This is a genomic window from Paenibacillus cookii, from assembly GCF_018333375.1.
GTDB classification, from domain to species: Bacteria; Bacillota; Bacilli; order Paenibacillales; family Paenibacillaceae; genus Paenibacillus_AQ; species Paenibacillus_AQ cookii.
Genome location: NZ_BORW01000005.1, coordinates 1 through 19,114, shown reverse-complemented (window position 1 = coordinate 19,114; position 19,114 = coordinate 1). Strand labels below are relative to the sequence as shown.

The 19,114-nt window shown below is 55.1% G+C and carries 11 protein-coding genes and 1 riboswitch; of the genes, 3 read left to right on the top strand and 8 right to left on the bottom strand.

Annotated features, from left to right (window positions below):
• Positions 1–318 precede the first annotated feature (318 nt).
• The gene (locus KI367_RS06955; RefSeq protein WP_212948615.1) at positions 319–1,749 is read right to left on the bottom strand and encodes an NAD(P)/FAD-dependent oxidoreductase; all 1,431 of its coding nucleotides are present in this window, start codon (positions 1,747–1,749) and stop codon (positions 319–321) included.
• Positions 1,750–1,889: 140 nt separating this feature from the next.
• A riboswitch (purine riboswitch) is annotated at positions 1,890–1,989 on the bottom strand.
• A 281-nt stretch (positions 1,990–2,270) separates the two neighbouring features.
• Between KI367_RS06955 and KI367_RS06950 the strand changes: the two genes are divergently transcribed.
• Positions 2,271–2,678, top strand: a complete 408-nt coding sequence (locus KI367_RS06950) for a VOC family protein (protein WP_036709561.1) — start codon at positions 2,271–2,273, stop codon at positions 2,676–2,678.
• A 54-nt stretch (positions 2,679–2,732) separates the two neighbouring features.
• Here KI367_RS06950 and KI367_RS06945 read toward each other — a convergent pair whose 3' ends face one another.
• From KI367_RS06945 to KI367_RS06915, 7 genes are all read right to left on the bottom strand, one after another.
• Positions 2,733–5,918 (bottom strand): GAP1-N2 domain-containing protein, encoded by a 3,186-nt coding sequence (locus KI367_RS06945; protein WP_052146961.1) that lies wholly within the window; start codon positions 5,916–5,918, stop codon positions 2,733–2,735.
• Complete coding sequence (locus tag KI367_RS06940) at positions 5,915–7,177, bottom strand: hypothetical protein (RefSeq protein WP_212948614.1); 1,263 nt, start codon at positions 7,175–7,177, stop codon at positions 5,915–5,917. Before KI367_RS06940 ends, KI367_RS06945 begins: the two co-directional genes overlap by 4 nt.
• 547 nt (positions 7,178–7,724) lie before the next feature.
• Positions 7,725–8,372, bottom strand: a complete 648-nt coding sequence (locus KI367_RS06935) for a hypothetical protein (protein WP_036709555.1) — start codon at positions 8,370–8,372, stop codon at positions 7,725–7,727.
• An 18-nt stretch (positions 8,373–8,390) separates the two neighbouring features.
• Positions 8,391–9,671 (bottom strand): vWA domain-containing protein, encoded by a 1,281-nt coding sequence (locus KI367_RS06930; RefSeq protein ID WP_212948612.1) that lies wholly within the window; start codon positions 9,669–9,671, stop codon positions 8,391–8,393.
• Between the two features lie 58 nt (positions 9,672–9,729).
• Entirely contained in the window at positions 9,730–12,180 is a 2,451-nt protein-coding gene (locus KI367_RS06925; RefSeq protein WP_212948848.1) for a transcription initiation factor TFIID, read from the bottom strand.
• Entirely contained in the window at positions 12,180–15,572 is a 3,393-nt protein-coding gene (locus KI367_RS06920; RefSeq protein ID WP_212948609.1) for a tubulin-like doman-containing protein, read from the bottom strand. The genes KI367_RS06925 and KI367_RS06920 overlap by 1 nt, the downstream gene beginning before the upstream one ends.
• A gap of 64 nt (positions 15,573–15,636) precedes the next feature.
• Positions 15,637–17,418 carry a vWA domain-containing protein gene (locus tag KI367_RS06915; RefSeq protein ID WP_212948607.1) on the bottom strand — a complete coding sequence of 594 codons (1,782 nt, stop codon included), beginning with the start codon at positions 17,416–17,418 and terminating at the stop codon, positions 15,637–15,639.
• 302 nt (positions 17,419–17,720) lie between these two features.
• On the opposite strand from KI367_RS06915, the gene KI367_RS06910 reads away from it, so the two are divergent.
• Together KI367_RS06910 and KI367_RS06905 are read left to right on the top strand one after the other, a co-directional pair.
• On the top strand, positions 17,721–17,870 hold the full coding sequence (locus KI367_RS06910) for a hypothetical protein (RefSeq protein WP_197069951.1): 150 nt from the start codon (positions 17,721–17,723) through the stop codon (positions 17,868–17,870).
• Positions 17,867–18,805, top strand: a complete 939-nt coding sequence (locus tag KI367_RS06905) for a hypothetical protein (protein ID WP_246536737.1) — start codon at positions 17,867–17,869, stop codon at positions 18,803–18,805. The genes KI367_RS06910 and KI367_RS06905 overlap by 4 nt, the downstream gene beginning before the upstream one ends.
• The last annotated feature ends 309 nt before the right edge of the window (positions 18,806–19,114 follow it).

The following is a 19,114-nucleotide window of genomic DNA, read 5'->3' as shown; positions in this document are numbered from 1 at the left end:
CTCATATGACAACATCTCCTTTTATTAGACAAATAATTCATTGGTTTGAAATCCACTTAGACATTATATTGTATCGTTTATTATTTATCAATATAGAAGCCAGGAAATTATTTTTTAAAAAATGCGTTCCCTTTCATTTTCTTCACGGTTTGTTTCTAATACATTTTTTAACCAATCGGGGTACAAAAAAGGTACGCCCCTCCGAAAATCGGAAAAGGCATACCTTTAAATAACCTTTGCAAAAAAACGATGTTCGCGTCCGGCTCACGTCTGTCACGCCGTCGGCCATGTTCCGGAACACCTTATGCATATGCATGCTTACAGCGAATCCACGATGCTGCGCGCAATCCACACGCCGGCGGCTCCCGCCTGGGCCAGACCGCGGGTAATGCCCGCGCCGTCGCCCCCGCAATACAGCCCGCTGATTTCCGTTTCCAGCGTTTCCGACAGCTTCGGCCGGGCCGAATAAAACTTCGCCTCCACGCCGTAAAACAGCGTATGCTCGGAAGCGATCCCCGGCGTCACCTGATCGAGCGCCTGCATCATTTCGATTAAACTTTTCATCGTATTGTACGGAAGGACAAGCCCCAAATCCCCCGGCACCGCTTCCTTCAGCGTCGGCTCCAGGAACCCTTCGCGGATCCGCGCTTCCGTGGAACGTCTGCCGCGCAGAATGTCCCCGTATTTCTGAACGATGATCCCGCCGCCCGACAAATCGTTGGCCCGTTTGCAAATTTCCCGCGCGTATTCGTTCGGCTTGTCGAACGGCTCCGTAAACTTATGCGAGACGAGCAAAGCGAAGTTCGTATTGCTCGACCCCAGCGCCGGGTCTTTGAAGGAATGGCCGTTGGCCGCCATCGCCCCCGTGTGGTTTTCCACCACGACATGCCCCGAAGGGTTGCTGCAGAACGTTCTGACCCTTGTTCCTACCGACGTGTTAAAGATGAACTTTCCTTCATATAGATGCTCGTTGATCTCCCGCATGACCACATCGGACGTTTCGACGCGGACGCCGACATCGACCTGATTGTTGTACATTTTCAGCCTGCGCTTTTTCAGGATCGAAGTCAGCCAGCCTGAGCCGTCCCGCCCAGGCGCGATCATCACGCGGTCCGCTTCGTACGTCTCCCCGTTTTTCAGCACGATGCCGTGCACCGTATGCGTGCCGCCGTCTTTGCTCGTGACGATGTCTTCGACTTCCGCTTTGAACATCATATCGACGCGGGTTTTCAAAAATTCGTATATCGATTTCAAAATTTCCAGGTTCTGTTCGGTCCCGAGATGGCGCACCTGTGCCCGCAGCAGCTTCAATCCCGCGGCATAACCGCGCTGCTCGATGCCCCGGATGACGTCGGTCGTCGGGTCGGTGATGTTCGTCGTAGCCCCATGCTCCAGATTCAACGCGTCCACGTAACGGATGAGCTCCATGACCTTGGAAGGAGACAAATAATCCGTCAGCCAGCCGCCGAATTCGGTCGTGATGTTGAATTTCCCGTCGCTATAAGCGCCCGCTCCGCCGAAACCGGCCGTGATCGAACACGCGGGCACGCAGCCGGCAAACTCCTTACGGCCTCCAGCAGGCGGGCAAAGCTTGATTTTGTCCTCCAGAATCGGACAGCTGCGCCGATAAATGTCATGGCCTTTATCCACCAACAGCACCTTCAAATGCGGAGCCTTCAACGCAAATTCATAACAGGCAAAAATGCCGGCCGGACCGGCTCCAACGACAATCACGTCATATTTGTTCATCTCGAACCTCCTGGAAGTATGAGTAGTCGGATTTCATTCCCTGCGGGGCATCCCCGCCCCCGGTGCCATAAGCCCGGTTCGGGAATCCGGACAAAATGTCTATAAGGGCAAAAAAAATCCCCGGCGCAGGAACAGGTATGCCAAAAAGCAATCCTGTTCGTAGCCAGAGATTTACGGTCCCTTGTAGAAACCCTCAAACCATATCAATGAGGATATACGAACAATCTCTCTATATCATCAACAACAAATATAAGTTTATCGAACAAACACGAAAGTGTCAATCAAAAATAACAAGATAATTCGTATTTACCGAGGGAAACGAGCGTGTTTATTTAGCGGATTTGATAAATTATAGTCTAAAACCGAACATTCAAGAATCACCTTCTGCTTTTGCTGTGTTTTTCGCCCTTTGCCATGCGCGTCACGGTATTGAAAAACGCAGCCGTTGGAGTTATTATGAATGCGCTTCCACAAAAAGACACCGGTATGACCCATGCCAACGCGATAAGGAGGACTTGCAAATGATCAAAGGAATCGGGCATTTGGCTTTTGACGTGGCGGACATGGAACGCTCCCTGCATTTTTACTGCGGCGTTCTCGGCTTTAAAAAGGCGTTTTCCATCGAAGACGATCAAGGCAATCCGTGGATCGAATACATTAAAGTCGCCGACGGCCGGTTCATCGAGCTGTTTTACGGCGGCAAGCAAAAACCGGAACGGCCGGAACGCCCCGTCGGCTTTTCCCATCTGTGCCTTGAAGTCGACAGCATCGAGGAAATCGCCGACCATTTGAAACAAAACGGCGTTCCCCTTGACGTTGAGCCGCAGCAGGGGAAGGATCTCAACTGGCAGTGCTGGGCGAGGGATCCCGACGGCAACCGCATCGAATTTATGGCGATGCATCCGGATTCGCCGCAAATGAAGGCCTGAGGCAAAAATAAGAGCGCCCTTTCCTCCAATGAGGATCAGGACGCTCTGTTTATTTTATGGCGATTCCGATTCGTTTCCCGTATCTTGGATGCCGCCCAGCGAACCGTCTTCGGTGCCGCCTTCCACTGTATTTTGGGTATCCGTTGTGGACGCGCCCTCCCCGGTCACGTCCGTTTTGCCTAACTGGTCTTCCGGTATGATCACGTAAGGCACGTTATCGACTAGCACCTGGTCCACTTTGTTCAGGTCCAACTTTTTGATCAGTTTGAGCGTTACCGTGCTCGTATAAGCTTCCGGACCGCCGTCCTCCGCCGTTCCGGCTGCCCCGCTGCCGCCGGGGTTATCCCCTCCGCTTGCGGACGTGCCGGACGCATCCGTTCCTTCGGTCCCTTCCTGGCCGGATGCCGTGCCATCCGAAGCGACGGCACCTTCCGGATTTCCGGTTTCGTTGGCTGAACCGTCCGAGCCGGACGCGGAGTTTTGGCCTCCCGCCGTTCCTTCCGTACCGTTCGCACCCGAAGCCGTCCCCGTTCCATCCGCGGAACCCGCGCCTTGATCCGATGCCGTTTCTTCCGCGCATGCATGAACGAAACGCGGCGTCGGGACTTCCAAAATGATGCTTCCGTCTTTCCCCATGACGGTCACTTCATTTGCGACGAAATCGCGGCAGGAAGCCGGCTGCTTGAAGTGGAACACAAGCTGGGTCACGCGGGTTTTGTCCGCGTTTTTGATCGTTTTGGACGTCAGGACCGGCACTTCCTTCGCGGCCTCGACCGGTTCCTTCGGCTCCTCCGCCTTATTTTGGTTTTCGGTTGCCGCAACCGGCGGTTTCGCCTCGGCGTTGACCTGCTTCTCCGGCTCTTTTTTGAACCCGCCGTTGGCCTGCATGACGATCAGCATGCCCCCGATCACGACGATCATTAGCGTCAGCACCGCGCTTAGCTTGAATACTCTCGGGTTGCCCCGGAAAAACTTCACAAGCGGCGACGCCAGCTCGTATCTGGCTTTGTCGTAGACCGCTTTTAACTCCGGAGCCGCCGCGTCGAAATATTTGCGCACGTTTTCTTTGTTTTTGAACGCGGCAGCATCGTAATTTTGGAAATAATTCAAAATCGCCGTCGCATAGGCTGGAATCAACCCGCGCGGCCGCACGAACGCCGGCTCCTTCGCGGACCATTCGATAAATTCGTAGACCGTCTCGGGATGAGGTGCATGCTTATGCAAAAATTCCATCAGCCCGTTGTAATCCACCGCCCCTGCATCCACATCGTAACAGAAGGCCAGCGTGATGCTGCCGAAACGGGATAACCCGACTTCCTTCCGCAGCCAATTTCGGGCAAGACGCTGAAGCTCGTCCCGCTCCTCCGGGGAAAGTCCTTTCAGCAGGGAAGGGTCCGGCTCCACGCTCGTAAACCAGCGGTGCGCGGCCAGCATGACCTCCGCTTTCGAACGGGTCCGGGTGTCAAACCGCGACACCCAGGAGCGGAACTCCTTCGGATTGTTCAAAAAGCCGATTTGCAGCAGCTGCTCTTTCGTGATCTTGTCGAGCTGCACGTCCTTCAGGAGGAACAGGTTCGCCGCATACATCAGCCTGTCGACGAAAAACGAGCCTCCTTCCACCAGCGAAAAACCATGCTGCGGATCCTGGTCCAGCTCGTCCAGCTGATCCAGCACCTGATTGACGGCTTTGACCGGCTCGGCTTCCTTCCGCAGCTTGTCTATCAGCTGACTTTCGGCGGTTTGGACAAAAAAGTCGTTGCTTAACACCACCGGATGCGACGTCACCCAGCGATGCAGCAGGTCCGCCACGTCCCGCGCTTTCATCGCTTTTTTCAGCCGGTTTTCGATATATGGGTTAAACATCAGCTTCGGCAGCCCCTGGCTTGCGAGCACCCGGCCGAAAAATGCCGTGCACAGGTCCGCATCGCTTTCGATCATTCCATAGATCGCGGACAGCAGATCCTTGCGGCCAAGGGTAATGGCGTTATTCAGCGCACGGATAAAATACTCCACGATCTTCCGTTCGCTGTGTTTTTTATCCACCCGGTAATAGTCCTTGATGCATTCCAGAATTTCAAGCTCGGGCAGCTCTCCTTGTTTGACCCGGTCAAACTCCAGGTCGAAGCTGGCCAGGAACAAATCGTTCAGCCGCATCTTTGCAGGCAGGGAACCGGCCGGCTCCAATAAATCGAGCATCGCCCGAAGCACGCTGAGCCTGTTCGGCTCGTACAACTCCAGGTTTCCTTCTTCCATTTGGAAAAGCACGGCAAGCTCGTGGTAGCTGGCGATCGCGATTTGACGGATCGGCTCCATGTCTTTGAGCATCCGGGCCGAAAAATCGTAAAACCGCTCTGCCCGCTCCGGATTGCCAAGGTTATCCCAGGCAAAATCCAAATAAGGCTGGTCGTCCCAGTCCAGATCGGCGTTTAATATGCGCCCGGCCGCCAGCTCGAACAGAAAGTCCTTTTCGATGCTGCGGTCGTTCAGCCGCAAGCTTCCTTTTTCGACGAACATGATCTGGACGCCTTTTTTGCTCTGAGGCTCCCGCGCATAGGTCTGGAAGCCGAGCTGACGGCGGATGCCGTAAGGAAGGCTGGCAAAAAGCAGCGCCAAAAGCCGTTTCGCTTTTTCGGAAAGCTGCTCGATCGGCACGTCCAGCACAATGTAGACCTTTTTCTTGCCGGCCACCGAGGCCATCGCCGCAAACAGCAGCTGCTTGAACGCCTGCTCGTCGATTTTGAGTTCCTGAAGCAGCCCGAGCGCCTGCTCCCGGGTAAGATGGCCCTCATGGTCCTTGGCCGGGATGGCGGGCAGTTCCGGAAGGTCCATCCCCTGCTCGACATCGTACCGTTCGGCAAACGAAGCGTTCAGCCAGGTGCGGTAATCCGTTTCCGGCGAATCTTTGAAATCTGCGGGAATGACATAGTTATGCGTAAAAAAGGCGCTGCGGAGCCCCGTAAAATCCGCCGGCTGGAATACGCTCCGTCCGACGATCGTATCGCCGGATTCGGTATGGATGACGTGCAGCGCATCCGGATATTCCTGTCCTTCCTTCTCGGTTCGTGCCGCAAGTTCGGCAGGGGCATCGTATTGGCAATACGGATGCAGCACCTTTTTGATATAGGCTTGATCCAGACCCGAGGAACGGGCGACGGTGTCAAATCCTTCGTTATCGCGGAAAATGCCCCGACGCTCGCGCGTATACATTTGCTGCTGCACTACATTCGGGGGTAACATCATGCGTCGACTCTCCCCTCTATGTAATTCAGCTTATACATCAGCCAGATAAACGGCTCATCCACGCGGATCGGGCTGACGACGGACTGCATTTTTTGGTTGACCGGGTTGCTGCCAAGCGCCGATACCGCAAAATACGCCGTGTTGGAAAAATAAACGTCCATCGTGCCTTTGAACGGGCGGTCCACCTTTTCGATGAAGCGGCGGATCTCGCCGTCGATATTTTCGAATTCGGTCAAATTGAGCGCCTTGCGGTGCACCATGTTGTGGAACACGTTGCTGTTCGATTTGATATACTCGCCGTCTTCGTCCTTCAAGGAGTGGAGCATATCGCTTTTGGTCAGCACCACGGCGGTCGGAATGTCGGTTTTCCCCTTATCCTCGTAAGCGATAAAGTCGCCGAACAACGTCAGCACCACGTCGCGCGGCTCGTCGTACTGCGGCACCCACTCTCCCGGCTCGTCTCCCATTTGGATGCGGATTTTATCGCGGATGGAGCGGATTTGCAGCGGATCGACCATAAACAGGATGCCCGCCGAATTTTTGATATGCTGGCCGTGCAGGCCAAGATAATCCTCGTCGACCATCCCTTCGCCCGCCACGTCGAAAAACACCAGCGTCAGCGGCGGTTTGCTCTCGTCCTTGAACACGAATTGGAAAATGAACGGCTCCTGCATTTTTTCCTTCTGGGTCGATGCCAGCAAATCCCCGCGTTCAAACAGCGGTTCCTCGTACATCGTCCGGAATTTGCGGCTGATTTCAGCATTCAGCGGCATGCATGCCGCGTTGAAGTGGTCGGCCGTCGAATGCTGCAGCGTATGGATCAGCGACGTCATGTAGACGGATTTGCCGACCTGGGAAGCGCCGATAATGGAAATGATGTTGCTCGGCACCTTGCCCGACGTGACCGGGAGCTCGTTATGGCATTTCGGGCACAGGCGGCGGCGCGTCACTACCCCGTAGCGGTCATTCAGGCCGACCAGCACGTGATCGGAATAAATATGGCGTTCCTCGGGAATGTCGCTTGGCCGCAAAATGGCTTCCATGTCATACACCGAGTCCAAGCCGAAGCGCTCGCGGTACCGGTTCAGCACCTCGTCCTCCTGCAGCGCGTAATCCTCGTCGTCCTCCCGGCTGTGGGCCGCGCGGAAGACGACCTCGTCCGGCGCGAATTTGCTGAAGCAATACGGACACACAATATCGTAAAAAAGCGGCCTAGGCTCGGCGATCGGTTTCTTTTTGAACATATTGAAAATGCCCATTGGTTTCCCTCTTCCCCCTTTGGCTGGTGGGTTGCCGCACGGCAGCCCTGCTGCCTGCGCGTATCGATCATCATATCAAAAGTGACGAAATAGTTCATTATGAAGCTTTTTATGGAATGATTCGTTTATGTTATTAAAACTTCACTCTATAAATAAAGGCTAATATGACTTTATGCCGAGCATTGCGCAGCGGGCCGACGCGATGGACGGAATCGAGCTGCCGATTACGGCGTCCTATCGATTCGTCTCTCGCGACCTTTTGCGTTCGTCTTATGCGTCTTCCTACTACATTATACTTCGTAAAGCAAGAAACTTCTCGTTTGAGTGCGCGATCCCTATAAAATTCTTCCCCGGCGGGCGCCCACGCGAAGATCAAGCTGATTCGCTCCTGCCAATCAGCTTACACCTTCCTCCCGAAACACCAAGCGGAATGTAAATTGCCCGGAGAGTTTACGGGCCTCCTTTGAAGTCGTGTTATGTCCTCATAGTCTATTCCGATAACACGACTTCAACAGAGGCCGGAGGGAATTTACATGGAGCGCCCAATTTACGATTCCGGCACCAACTCATACATCTGCCCATATTTCTTCCCGTCGGTGAAAAACAGCCGCACGTAATCGTTTTTGCCGACCTCGATCACCGGCAGTACGTTTACGCCGGCTTCGAAATCCGCCACGAAAGGGTACAGCGTGCCGTCGTCTTTATTCGCCGGATAACCGCCGGTCTTTTTGACGTAACAAAGCGCTTCTTTCGGGATCGGAATCTCGGTGGTTACCTTGATTTGCACCGACTTGTATTTTTGCAGCCAACCGCCCTTGTGGCGGATGGAAAACCACACCTTTGCTCTGCCCGTGCTGAATTCCTTCCGGTTCTGGCCGTCATGCTGGCGGATCAGCGCCGGGCCCTCCTCCGTTTCGGTGGCGGCATAAATCGTATACACGACCTTTCCGACCCCGTCGATCCGGTCATGGTAGCCGTTCGCCGCTTTATATTCATTCCGGGTGTACAGCTTCAGCCTGCTCATGTTCGGCCGGCGGGCATCCGGCATCGGCTCTTCCCCCGCCATGCTGCGCTCGATATAGACCGCCTTGATATCCTCCGGCCAACGCCAGCGGAGCGTGCAGCGGTCTCCATCCAGCTGATGGGTCACGCCGCGAATGAGCATGGAGCTGATATCCGCATCGATGAACCTCATCCTGTTTTCTCCTCCCGTTTAAAATCCTCTGCTGTTGCTGTTGGGGTTCCGGCCGGCAAATCCGTTCCGCGAACGCCCTGCTTGGCCTGGACGATGCAGGCCCGCTTCGATCTTTCCGTTCTCTTTGACCGGCACGATCGCCGTAAATACCGCAAGTACGCCGGCGAGCACGAGGCAGGCCAAAAGCCGGATGATGCTGTCTTTCCAGTCTTCGCCCGTCAATCCGAATTCCAGCAGCAATCCCGCCAGCAGCCCGGAAACCGTGCCTCCGGCGCCAAAGCTGCGGGCGAGATAGCGGTTATCGAAGATCAGCCCGAGCGCAATGCCGATGCCGGCGCCGATCAATGCGAGGAAAACCACGCGGGCGATCAAGTAAAGGGTGCTGTTCTCCTGCGGTCCGGTCCGCTCGATAAGCAGCGTGCGCTCGCCTGCATCCCGGTATATTTTTTGGAACACCGGCGACAAATCGCCGGCATTTTGCACATCGTAATACTGTCCGCCCGTTTCCTGCGCGATCGCCTTCAGCAGATCGGAACCTTGCGGATCCATCAGTCTCAGCCCGATCGTGTTCACTTGGACTTGCTTTTGCTTATAAGGGGCAAGGGCCGAATTCAAGTCTACCTCGCTCGCGCCGTCGGAAAGCAGGACGACCATCGTTCCCCGCCCTGCATTGCCTTCATCCTCAATCTGCTTCATCGCGTCCGACAAAGCCAAGCCGATGTCCGTGCCGCCGTCCGTCGCTTCCAGCGCGTCGATTTTGGCCGTCACTTCGTCCTTGGCAGCCTGGTTTTTCATTTTCGCAAACGGCTGCAGCAGCGTCGTCTGGTCGTTAAACACCAGCACCGCGACCCTGTTGCCGCCGTCCATCCGGTCGATCATGTTTTTGGCGGCGGCGTATCGTTCGTTGTCCGGATCCGTCTGCGTCATGCTGCCCGAGTTGTCGATCACCAGCGCGATGTCCTTCACCGGCTTCGTTCCGCCGCCGTTGATCTCGTACACGAATTCGAGCGCCAGCGACAGGACGAATATCATCACAAGCGTGGCCGGCACCAGCAGCTTCCACGACGTCCCTGCATAACGCTGCTTCCAGGAGGGGCCGTTCAGCCGCGGCGACATGACCTCGGCGATCAGGCAGCCCAGCCCGATACATAAGGCAAGCACGCCAAAATAGAGTCCGACCGCCACGATCCGGGGCCAGTCTTTTCCCCACGTATTCAGCATGATCTCCGCGATGATGTAGCCGACGGCACCGCCAAGCAGGCTGAACAGCAGCAGGAGCAGATTCAATTTTCGCTGCATATCCATCTTCCTTTCCTTTAAGGCCAAACGAAAGTTCGGCGACCGATTGAAAACGGGGCTATTTCAGCTCCGGCAGCCGTTCGGCGTCGATCCCATGGAATTCGTAGCCGTTCTGAACGTAGGTTTCGTAATAAACTTTTCCGTTGCGGTAATACATCAGATCCTCAAGGTGAAATCCGCCCATCAGGTTCAATTTCTCGACGCCGCTGCTGCGTTTCTCATGCACGACGCCCAGCTTGTAGATCCGGGAGGTCTCGTCGGCTGCGGCCGCATACCGGATAAATTCGCTTTCGGCATCCCCGAAAAAGTATTTTTCCTCGTAGCGGTGCTCTTGCGTGTATTCGAGCAGGCGCAAGTTGATGACGGCGTGCTCCTCCAACGTCCGGTACAGCCTTTTGAACAGCTCTTCCTTCGAAAGGACCTGCCGGTTGCCATACTCCGCCGTTACGTTCGCCCGGTTCAAAAGCTCCTCCTCGAAGGTCTGATCGAACGCTTCCGATTCCAACAGCTCTCTTCTGCACACATCGATCAGCCGCATCAACATCCGTTCCCTGCCTTCATCCAAAAGCTCGGCGAAACTTCCCATATACCGCTCCTCGAAAAAAACGCCTTCGCCGCGCCGCGATTCCAGCTCGCGCATCAGCTCTTCGGTGACCACGCCGTAATATTCCATGACGTTCTGGCCGATGTAATCGTCGGCTTCCCGGATGCTTGCGCGGGCCGCATGCAGCAGCGTCTCCTCGACCTCCGTAAGCTCCAGCGCCTTTTGCTTATATTCCGCGTGGATTCGGGCCAATTCCGTTTCGTAACGCCGATACAGCTTCAGCTCGGTCTCGATCCGCAGCAGCTCCAGCTTCCGCCGGTACACCGTCTCGAAGAAAAAACGGATGAAGCTTCGGACGTTATGCTTCTCCATCAGCGGCCGTTTCGGGAACGGCTGGTTTTCGACCCGCTCCTCATAGTAACTTGCAAGCTCCGCTTTTTCGGCTTCTAAGTGTCCCGCCAAATCGCGGATGCGGCTCCGTACCGCCTCCAGCACGCTGCCGCCGTTTTTTTCGTCCGTCCATAACGCGATCCCGAAAATCCCCACGGCCGACTGCTCGCGCAAACGGCGGCGGATCCGTTCCCCCAGTCCTTCGCCGGCTTGAAGCTGCTTTAAGCGCAGCTCGGTCTCCTGCACGTAGTTGCTCTGGAAATAAGCCTCGCAGCCGCCGCCGAACAGCGCCTCTTCCGCGTCGCGGAGCGTCATGCGCTTTAGCGAGCCGTAGCTGACCGGGTGCGTCATCATGCCGGTCATCTCGGCGATTTTGCCGCCGTCCGGGACGATTCTTTCCGCTTGCTCCGATATGGCCGCCGGGTCGAGGCCGAAAAAGGACATTTTTTCTTTGAATCCCCATTCCGGCACGTTTTTCATCCGGCTGAGCAAACCGCCGTAAAAATGGTACAGCACGGCCAGCGCAATCGACTCGTTGGGCCGTTTAACGCGGGAAAAACCTGCCGAAACGTATCCCTGGCGGCCGGATTCGGTCATGACGTTGTTTTTGAAGGAGGTGTTGTTATACCCTCCGGCATTCATGTCGAAATGGCTTTCCTTTTGCTTCCGGTTTTTGAGCAGGCTCACATGGCAAATGATTTCGTAGTTGTCCTGCATGCCGTGGGCGGCGGTAATGCCGCGTTCGTTTTTGTCCGAAAGCACGTAGACGAGATCAAACAGCGGGGCCGGCCGGTGCGTGACCGGGATGGACAGGCCGTCCTCCGTCACGTGCAGCTTTGCCGAAAAGCTGTAGTCGGGGCTCTGCATCACTTCCAGTTCCCGGAGAAAAGCCACCCCGGCCGAGCTGCCGTACCCGAACGATTCCATCTGGTCCCGCTCGCTGATCAGGACGTACAAATCCATCTGCACCGATTTGAAGGACTGGGCGAAGATGGACTGCGCCAGCAGGGAAACTTCCGGTATGAACACATTAAGCGGGTCGTCGACCCGCGTAATGACAGAAAGATGAATGCGGTCGAATGACGAATACAGCCGCCCGTAGTCCGCTATGTTGTAGCTGAGCTGCCGCAGCGCCCGGTTCAGGGCGTACAGCTGCTCCTCGTCCCGGTAAAAGGAACGGTACAGCTCTTTGCGGAGCGTTTTGGGATCCTGTCCGGCAGGTCCGGCGTCGATCGCAAACCGGCTGACCCGCAGCTCGGCGCCGCCGGAAATTCCGGTTTTCCCCGAGGCCGGAGATGCCGCCCCCGGATTCCCGGTCGCGGACCGGCTTGCGTGTCCCGAATGCGGCCCTCCCGGCCCGCGGCCGGTTCCGACATGAAAATACATGACGCCGGCGCTGTTATCCCATTTTTTATGATTGATGCGCATCATCGGCTCGATGGCCTCGGCCGATTTATCCCCAATGAACAGAAACACGGCCGGGTAGTGGATGCTGCTCTGGTCATCCCCTTTGCCCGACAGCTTATCCTGATCGGCGGCATAACCTGCGGCGAACCGTTCCAATACCCGCTCCATCATGATTTCAACCTTCTGCGGATATCGTTTAATTTGGAAGCGACCTGCTTGTAGAACTGATAGCGTTCTTCCCCGTCGGCCAGCTCCACCTTCTCGTATTCCAGACGCTCGCGCGCGTCGAGGAATACCCCGAACAGATCATCCAGCTTGACGAGCAGCCCTGAAATGTCCTCGGAAGCCGTCAGCTCTTGATCGCGGCGGGAGGATTTGCGCAGCAGCGTGCTCCGGCTTCGCTCATCCAGCCCGCGGAAATGCTTGTAAACCTCGTATTCCACATAATTGACGCTTTTCATCAGGTTCGCGAACGGCTCCCACGCTTCCTCTTCCGGATCGCGGTCATAGACGTACAGCGCCCCTTTTTTGCAGATCGTGCCGGTATACATCGCTTCGATAAACTGGTCGAGCCATTTTTCCTCGTCCTGGTTTTTGTTGATGACGGCCTCCAGTTCTTTCAGCTTGGATTGAATCGCCTCATATTTCGCCAATTCCGCCCGAACGCGCGCAATCTGCTCCGGCGAGCGGATCAGGTTCTCCTTCGCCAGCTCTTCGTTGATGCTGCCGAAAATATCCTTGACGTTTTCCTGCTCCAGCCCGTCTTCAAGCAGCCGCTTCAGTTCGGTGGCGGCACGCTTCACTTCGCCGAGATTCGGCTTGGCCGCGCCAAGCTGCATGTCGTAAGCGCGAAGGAGCTGATCCAGATCAAACGGCTTCGTATAGACCACCGCGAAGCGGTTGCTCGTGTTTTGGTCGACGCCTTTTTCCACGATGATTTTGTACCCAAGAGCCCGGCCGAATTCCGCCCGGACGCGGGCGTTATAGCTTTGAACCCGCGGATTGACGTAGGTTTCGCCCCATGATTTTTCCGGGATCGGGGACGGCAGGTACGTCCAATTGGCGCGGTCGGTTTGCACCAGATGGCGACCGATGCCCTCTTTGTCGAGGATGGTTCGTTCGTAGCTTTCCTCGTATACCTTCAGCGGCGTATACACGAACAGCGGCACGCCGTTTTTCGTGTTCAGCCAGAAAATCCGGTTTTTCACTTCGCTTTCCTTCACCGTGAAATTCGATTTGCCGATCGAGTTGCTCTGGTAGTTGCGAATTCCTTTCAGGATGCTCGGCGCCTGCACCGGCACCGACACGAAGCCCCAGGAAGGGAAATACAAGTTGCCCGCGCTGTTGCTCAAATGGAAAACCGGCACGGCCTCCTCGTCCAGCTTGCTGGCGATTTTGCGCTCGACGAATTTTTCGATGGATTCCTCCTGCCCGAACTTCATCACCAGGAAATCCTCCATCGACTTCGTGATCAGATCCCCGAATTTTTCCGTCAGGAAGTCGGAAATGGAGCTGACGATATCGATTTCCTGCTCTTTGATCCACCGGTCGGAATGCTCCAGCAGCTCTTGGGTGAAATCGCGGATCAGATCCTCGACGTCCTTCTGCTCCATCATCCGGTTGATGACCTTGGAGATGTCCGGCACGCTGACGATATTCCAGTAGTACGTTTTGTTGCCTTTATGATCCAGCTGCTCTTCGCCGTTCAGGAGAATGTCCCCGTTTTTGGCGAAAATGGCGTTCAGGGCGTTCAAAATTTCGGTATAGACGTTATAAATGCGGTTGTTTTCCTGGTTCAATAGCTCATACAGATCCTCGTAAAACTCGATCATCTGCTCGGTGCGCTCGACGTCCGCCATCAGCCAGTACTCGTTGATTTTCGCTTCGATGTAGACGTTTTTCTTTTTCTCCTTGGAGACAAAAGCGCTTTTCGCATCGCCCAGCCGTTCGTTCGCCTGCTCCCTGGCCGCCTCGATGTCGCGCGGAATGCGGGTCAAATTCTCCCGCAGCGTCTCGATGTAGGACAGCAGCATCTTCAGGAGGCAGAATCCCTTCTCCGTGTACAGCAGGCGCGATACGTAAAACGGGCCTTGCTGCGGATGCAGGAAGATGCGGCGCACCTGGTCGCTGAACTGCTGCACGATTTCGCCGGGCAGCTGTTTTTTCGCTTTGATGTATTCTTCGCGGGCACGGGCCAGGAACGTCTGCTCCAGCTCGGTATCCATATTGATGACCTGGTTTTTCACGACGTTCGTATAGCTCAGGCGTTCGCTGTTCTGGTAACCCGGCAGCGGCTCGGGCACGCGGGATTCGAACGTTTTGACCATCGTGTCGAGGTCGATGCCCAGCTTGCGCGCGAACTTCTCCACGTCCTCCTGGCTCGGCGCCTTTTCGAACATCGATTCCATTTTGCCGAAGAGGCGGTACGCCAGGTATGTCGTCATTTCCTCGATCGGCAGCACCGCGGACGATGCGCCGATAATGTTGTAATCGTAGTTGGCCGGATACATCTTGTTCATCTGCGCGATGTTGGTCCGGATGTTGCTGATGTAGTCGTGGATCGCGAATTCTTCGCCGGACTGCTTTTCTTCGCTGGCCATGAAGTTCGTGATGTTCTCGGCGGTGACGTTCATGCAGTAATCGTACGCGTTTTCCAGCAGCTTGCCTTCGGTGTTCGTCGCGGAAATGAGATGGCACAGGTTAAACGGCGGCAGCGGCGAGTTGACGGTCAAAATGTTGCCGTACTGCTGCTTGAAGCGTTCGCCGCGGGCGTCGACGTTCATCCAGTAGTCGAGCTCCTTCAAGGCGGCGTAGCCGTTTTTCTTGATGTATTCCCGCGTATGCTCGCTCAGGCTTTTGTTCGACAGGTTCACGTCAGGCGTAAACAGGTAGCCGAGCGTGTTGACGCGGTCGATCCCCGCGGAGCCGTAATCGCGTTCGATAATGCCGCGCACGATGTAGGCGATGTCCAGGAAGCAGCCGCTGCCCGTTCCGCCGGAGAGCCCCGTCAGCAGGAACACCATCAGCTTTTTGCTGGTGCCGACGGAGAGCGTTTTGATCTTTTTGTCGATGGCTTGAACCACCTGGTTGATTTTCGTGAACAACAGCAGGCGTCCCGCCTGGCGCACGCCGGCAGCGCCGTTCATGCCGTCGGTGATGCTGAGCTCCGGGGACAGCCAATCCGTGATGTACGGCTCCAAAATGCTGCGGTTCTGCAGCAGCCCGCCGATTTCGGCGTTGGAAAGCAGGACGAATTCGTTGATCGAATCGAGTCCCACCCCTTTATAGCGTTTGTTCCGGTCCTGTTCGTTCGTTTCGAAAGCCAAAAACTCCACGTTGGACGGCTTCTCCATTTTTTTCTTGGACAGCGGATCCTCCGGCAGCTTGAAGCGGCGGTTGATCTGGTATTTCAGGCGCAATAGCGCGTCGATCCCCGTGCCTCCAAGGCCAATAATGAGAATCGGATTGTCGATCGTATCGACCCGGATTTTCTCGCTGACGATTCCTCCGCCAAGCGATACGTCAAGCTGCTGGATGTGTTCTCTAACTACCGGTTTCATCTTTTCCCCTCCTGAGTGCTTCTCAAGGTTCGTCTATTGTTGCTTGCGTTTCATTCGTTCAACATCACACCAAATATTCGATCAAAATCGTCTTATCCACCTGCGGAAGCGATATGCTGAGACGGTCGCCGCTTTTCAGCTCGGTACCCTGCGCGGCGTTCACCGCGCGCCCTGATTTTTCGACGGTGCAGGCGGAGTTATTTTTCAGCACAAGCCGGTCGTTTTTGCCCGGCATAAACATGACTTTTTCCGTTTCCTTCAACTCCGGCGCAAGCTGGAGCAGCTGGTGCAGATTGAATTTGCCTTTGAAGGCGGTCAGCTTTTTGTATTGCGGATACGTTTTTTCGCCGGTGTTTTCGTCGCGGATCTCCACGACCATCTGCCCGACGAATCCTTTATTCGCTTTCCGGACCGCGCCCAGGACGAAGTAGGCGGCAGCGGCCAGCACGGCCAGGACGGCGATGCCTATCACTACGGGCCACACCGGAAATGGTTTCTTGTCTGCCTTGTCCGCGCCCGGGGCCCCGCCGCTTCCGGCGCCGGCGGCTTTGGCGCTGATGGTCACCGGCTTCGATTCCCGGTAAAAGCTTTTGTCCTCGGCGCGAACCTTCAGTTCGTATTGATGTTTCGCCTCCACCTTGTAGGAACCTTCGAAATGGTCGCCTTGATTGGCAAGCTCCACCTCTTTCGTATCCCCGGTATCGAGATCCTTGACAAGAAGTTTGGCGGTCATGTCCTTATAAAGCCCGTTATTGTTCAGCTTTTGTCCGTTGCTGACGAGGTAGGCGTTGATGTCGACCGTATCGCCTTTTTTGACGGAGGCCGATTTCAGCGGCTCCATGGCCAGCTCAAGATCGTAGTTGAAAATGAGGTTGATGTCGATTTTATCTTTGGGAACGCCCTTGACCCGCAGCTTCCAATCGCCCTGCTCCGGTTTGAGGAGCTTGATCAGGGAATACGTCTTCGATGTGGAGCGCTGCACGTTCGCCGACGGTACCGGCACGTCTTTCCCCGACGGATCGGATAATTGGACGTCCACCGGCTTGCCGGACATCAGGGAGATGTTCGCTTCCAGGACGTTCGCGTTCGGCACGTTGACGACGACTTCCTGATAGCTGCCGTTTGCCGTGATCGAACTGACCGGCACGATTTTCAGCTTTTGGTGGCTGGCAAAAATTTCGCTCAAAATCTGCGGCAGATCGTCGGCCGAACTGGTCGAAAAAGACTTGCCCCCGGTCTGGTCCGAGAGCTTGGAAAGCGCGTCTTTGTTCAGCTTGCCGTCCGCATTGAGGCCGATCGTATAAATCGGGATGCCCCCGGCCTTCGCCTCCTGCACCGATTGGTTCAGCTCCTGGTCGGCCTGCGCCTGCGTGCGGCCCGATTCCGGGTCGAGCGCGTTGTTGCCGTCCGCCAGCACGACGATCATCGGCTCATGGCCCGGATCGGCGCCCTGCTTCAGCACCTTGACCGCTTCCTTCACCCCGACGGATATATCCGTATAGGCGCCGCGGTCGATTTGGTCGATGAATTGCTTCAAGTCGTTTTTGTCGGCATCCGATTGGATGGTAAGCAGCGCTTTTTCCCGCTGGATCTTGTCGGTATAGGAGACGATCCCCACCTTGTCCCCTTGCGCCTGGAGCATGTCGATGAACATCTTCATCGCTTCGCCGCTGACCTCGTTCGGATCGCTTGTTTTCATCGAGTTGCTTGCGTCGAGGACCAGCACCGCGTCGATATGGGAAGACGGCTGCGCGGCGGCGGCCGAAACCCGGGGGCTCCAAACCGGCAGCATGACCAGCAAACCTACCAGCAGAAGACAGAGTGCTATTTTATTTTTATGAAGCATAGACTTTCGATACTCCTTCTCTAGTGAATTGTGGGATTTCATAAGCCTTCCTTCTACTTTAGGAAAAAAGTCTTAAAAAATGCTTAAGAAACGATAAAATTACGTAATAAACGAAATCCCCGGTTTTCCAAATCTAGCAGCGAAAGCCGCCATAAGGCGACTAAAAACTCCCAATACTTTTATAATATGATATAATTAAAGCCGGCAAAGTTCAATGAGAGCAGCCGCTGCGCTGCGTATAGGACTTAAGTCCCGCAAACAATTGAACTCATCGTTTTTGAACCCCGAAAGGAGTGCGGATTATGATTGCATACGGATGCCTCGGCATTTTGTTTCTTTTTATCGTCATCAAAATCGCCGTGTACTTCCATCGACAAAAGAAAGCTCCTACGCCCGAGGATATCGATGAAACGCTCCTGGAAATCGCCAACCCGCGGGGGGATCGCGCATGATGGCCAAGAAAAAGCCGCTGATCCTACGCCCTTATCATAAGACGAGATATGCCTACGAAAAGTTAAGAATTTGCAAACATTGCCGTTTTTTTACGGTGCTATGGGAAGACCGATGCGCAAATTGCGGCCGGGAAGCGCTGATTCCGGTCATGCAGCAGGCTCGCATCCAAGCCAAACGTTCCATGCAAAACGAGCGTCTGATCGCCCTGCTCATCACCCTTGCGGCCGTGCTATTCAGCCAAACCCTCCTGCAGATCATCCTCTGCCTGGCGGGCGGCATCCTGCTGACGGGCCTGCTTTGGTGGTTTCAGCGGAAAATGATCGAGCCCGAAACCCGGAGGCAGCTCGAAAGGCTGCTGCGAAGCAGCCAACGCCGGATCATCGAAGGCATTTATACGAATTTGACGACGGCTTCGGCCGCCATTAAAGACGATGAGCAGCTCGGCTACGAAATTTTGCGGGAAATGGCGACGATCGTACATAATGACCGGATCCGCTTGCAGCAAATCATGCTCCTTCAGTCGTTTACGCTCCGCAAAGACATGGATCTGACGCTCGAACCGCTTATGATCAGCGATTTCGAACCCGCCCTGGCTGAATACATCGGCGAGCTGGCCAAAATCAAACGCGAACTGATCAAACATCAAGCCATCCGGTACGTGCTGCGGTACGAACGCGAAATCCTCGATATGAAGAACGGCGTCCGAATCATGGCGCTTGTCGCCGGCGCGGCCGTCCGGATGAAAACCTACGTGGATGCGTACCCGGATTTTATTCTTCGTTACGTCCGCCATCTTCCGAAAGACCGGTTTCTTCGCTTATACCGGCTGGTACGGCGCAATCCCGATCAAACGTGGAACGGCCTTCGCAACGAGGTGTCGGCCCTCTATAACGAAAAATACCGTTGGGACCCCGAATTCCAGAACTGGGATTAGAGCATGTGTCCAAATTCTATTAAAGGGGCCGTTATTATATGACGATAAAACCGCCGCAAACCCTGCGCAATTTTTGGATTCGTCCGCAAAACGCCGCAAAATAAAGCCCGGTTATATTTGAAAAAGGCCTGCTCAAAATGGAGCAGGCCTTTTCGGGTTTATCATATGGTTAAAAATATGAACCTGAATTTCGAAAGTACTGCTCTTTGAAAATATGAAAAAGTGCTCAAATCTTTGGTAGAATGGTGTTTGTCGAGAACACATCACCCAAAGAGAGGAGCACCCTTAAGGTGAAGTCTACCACACCCG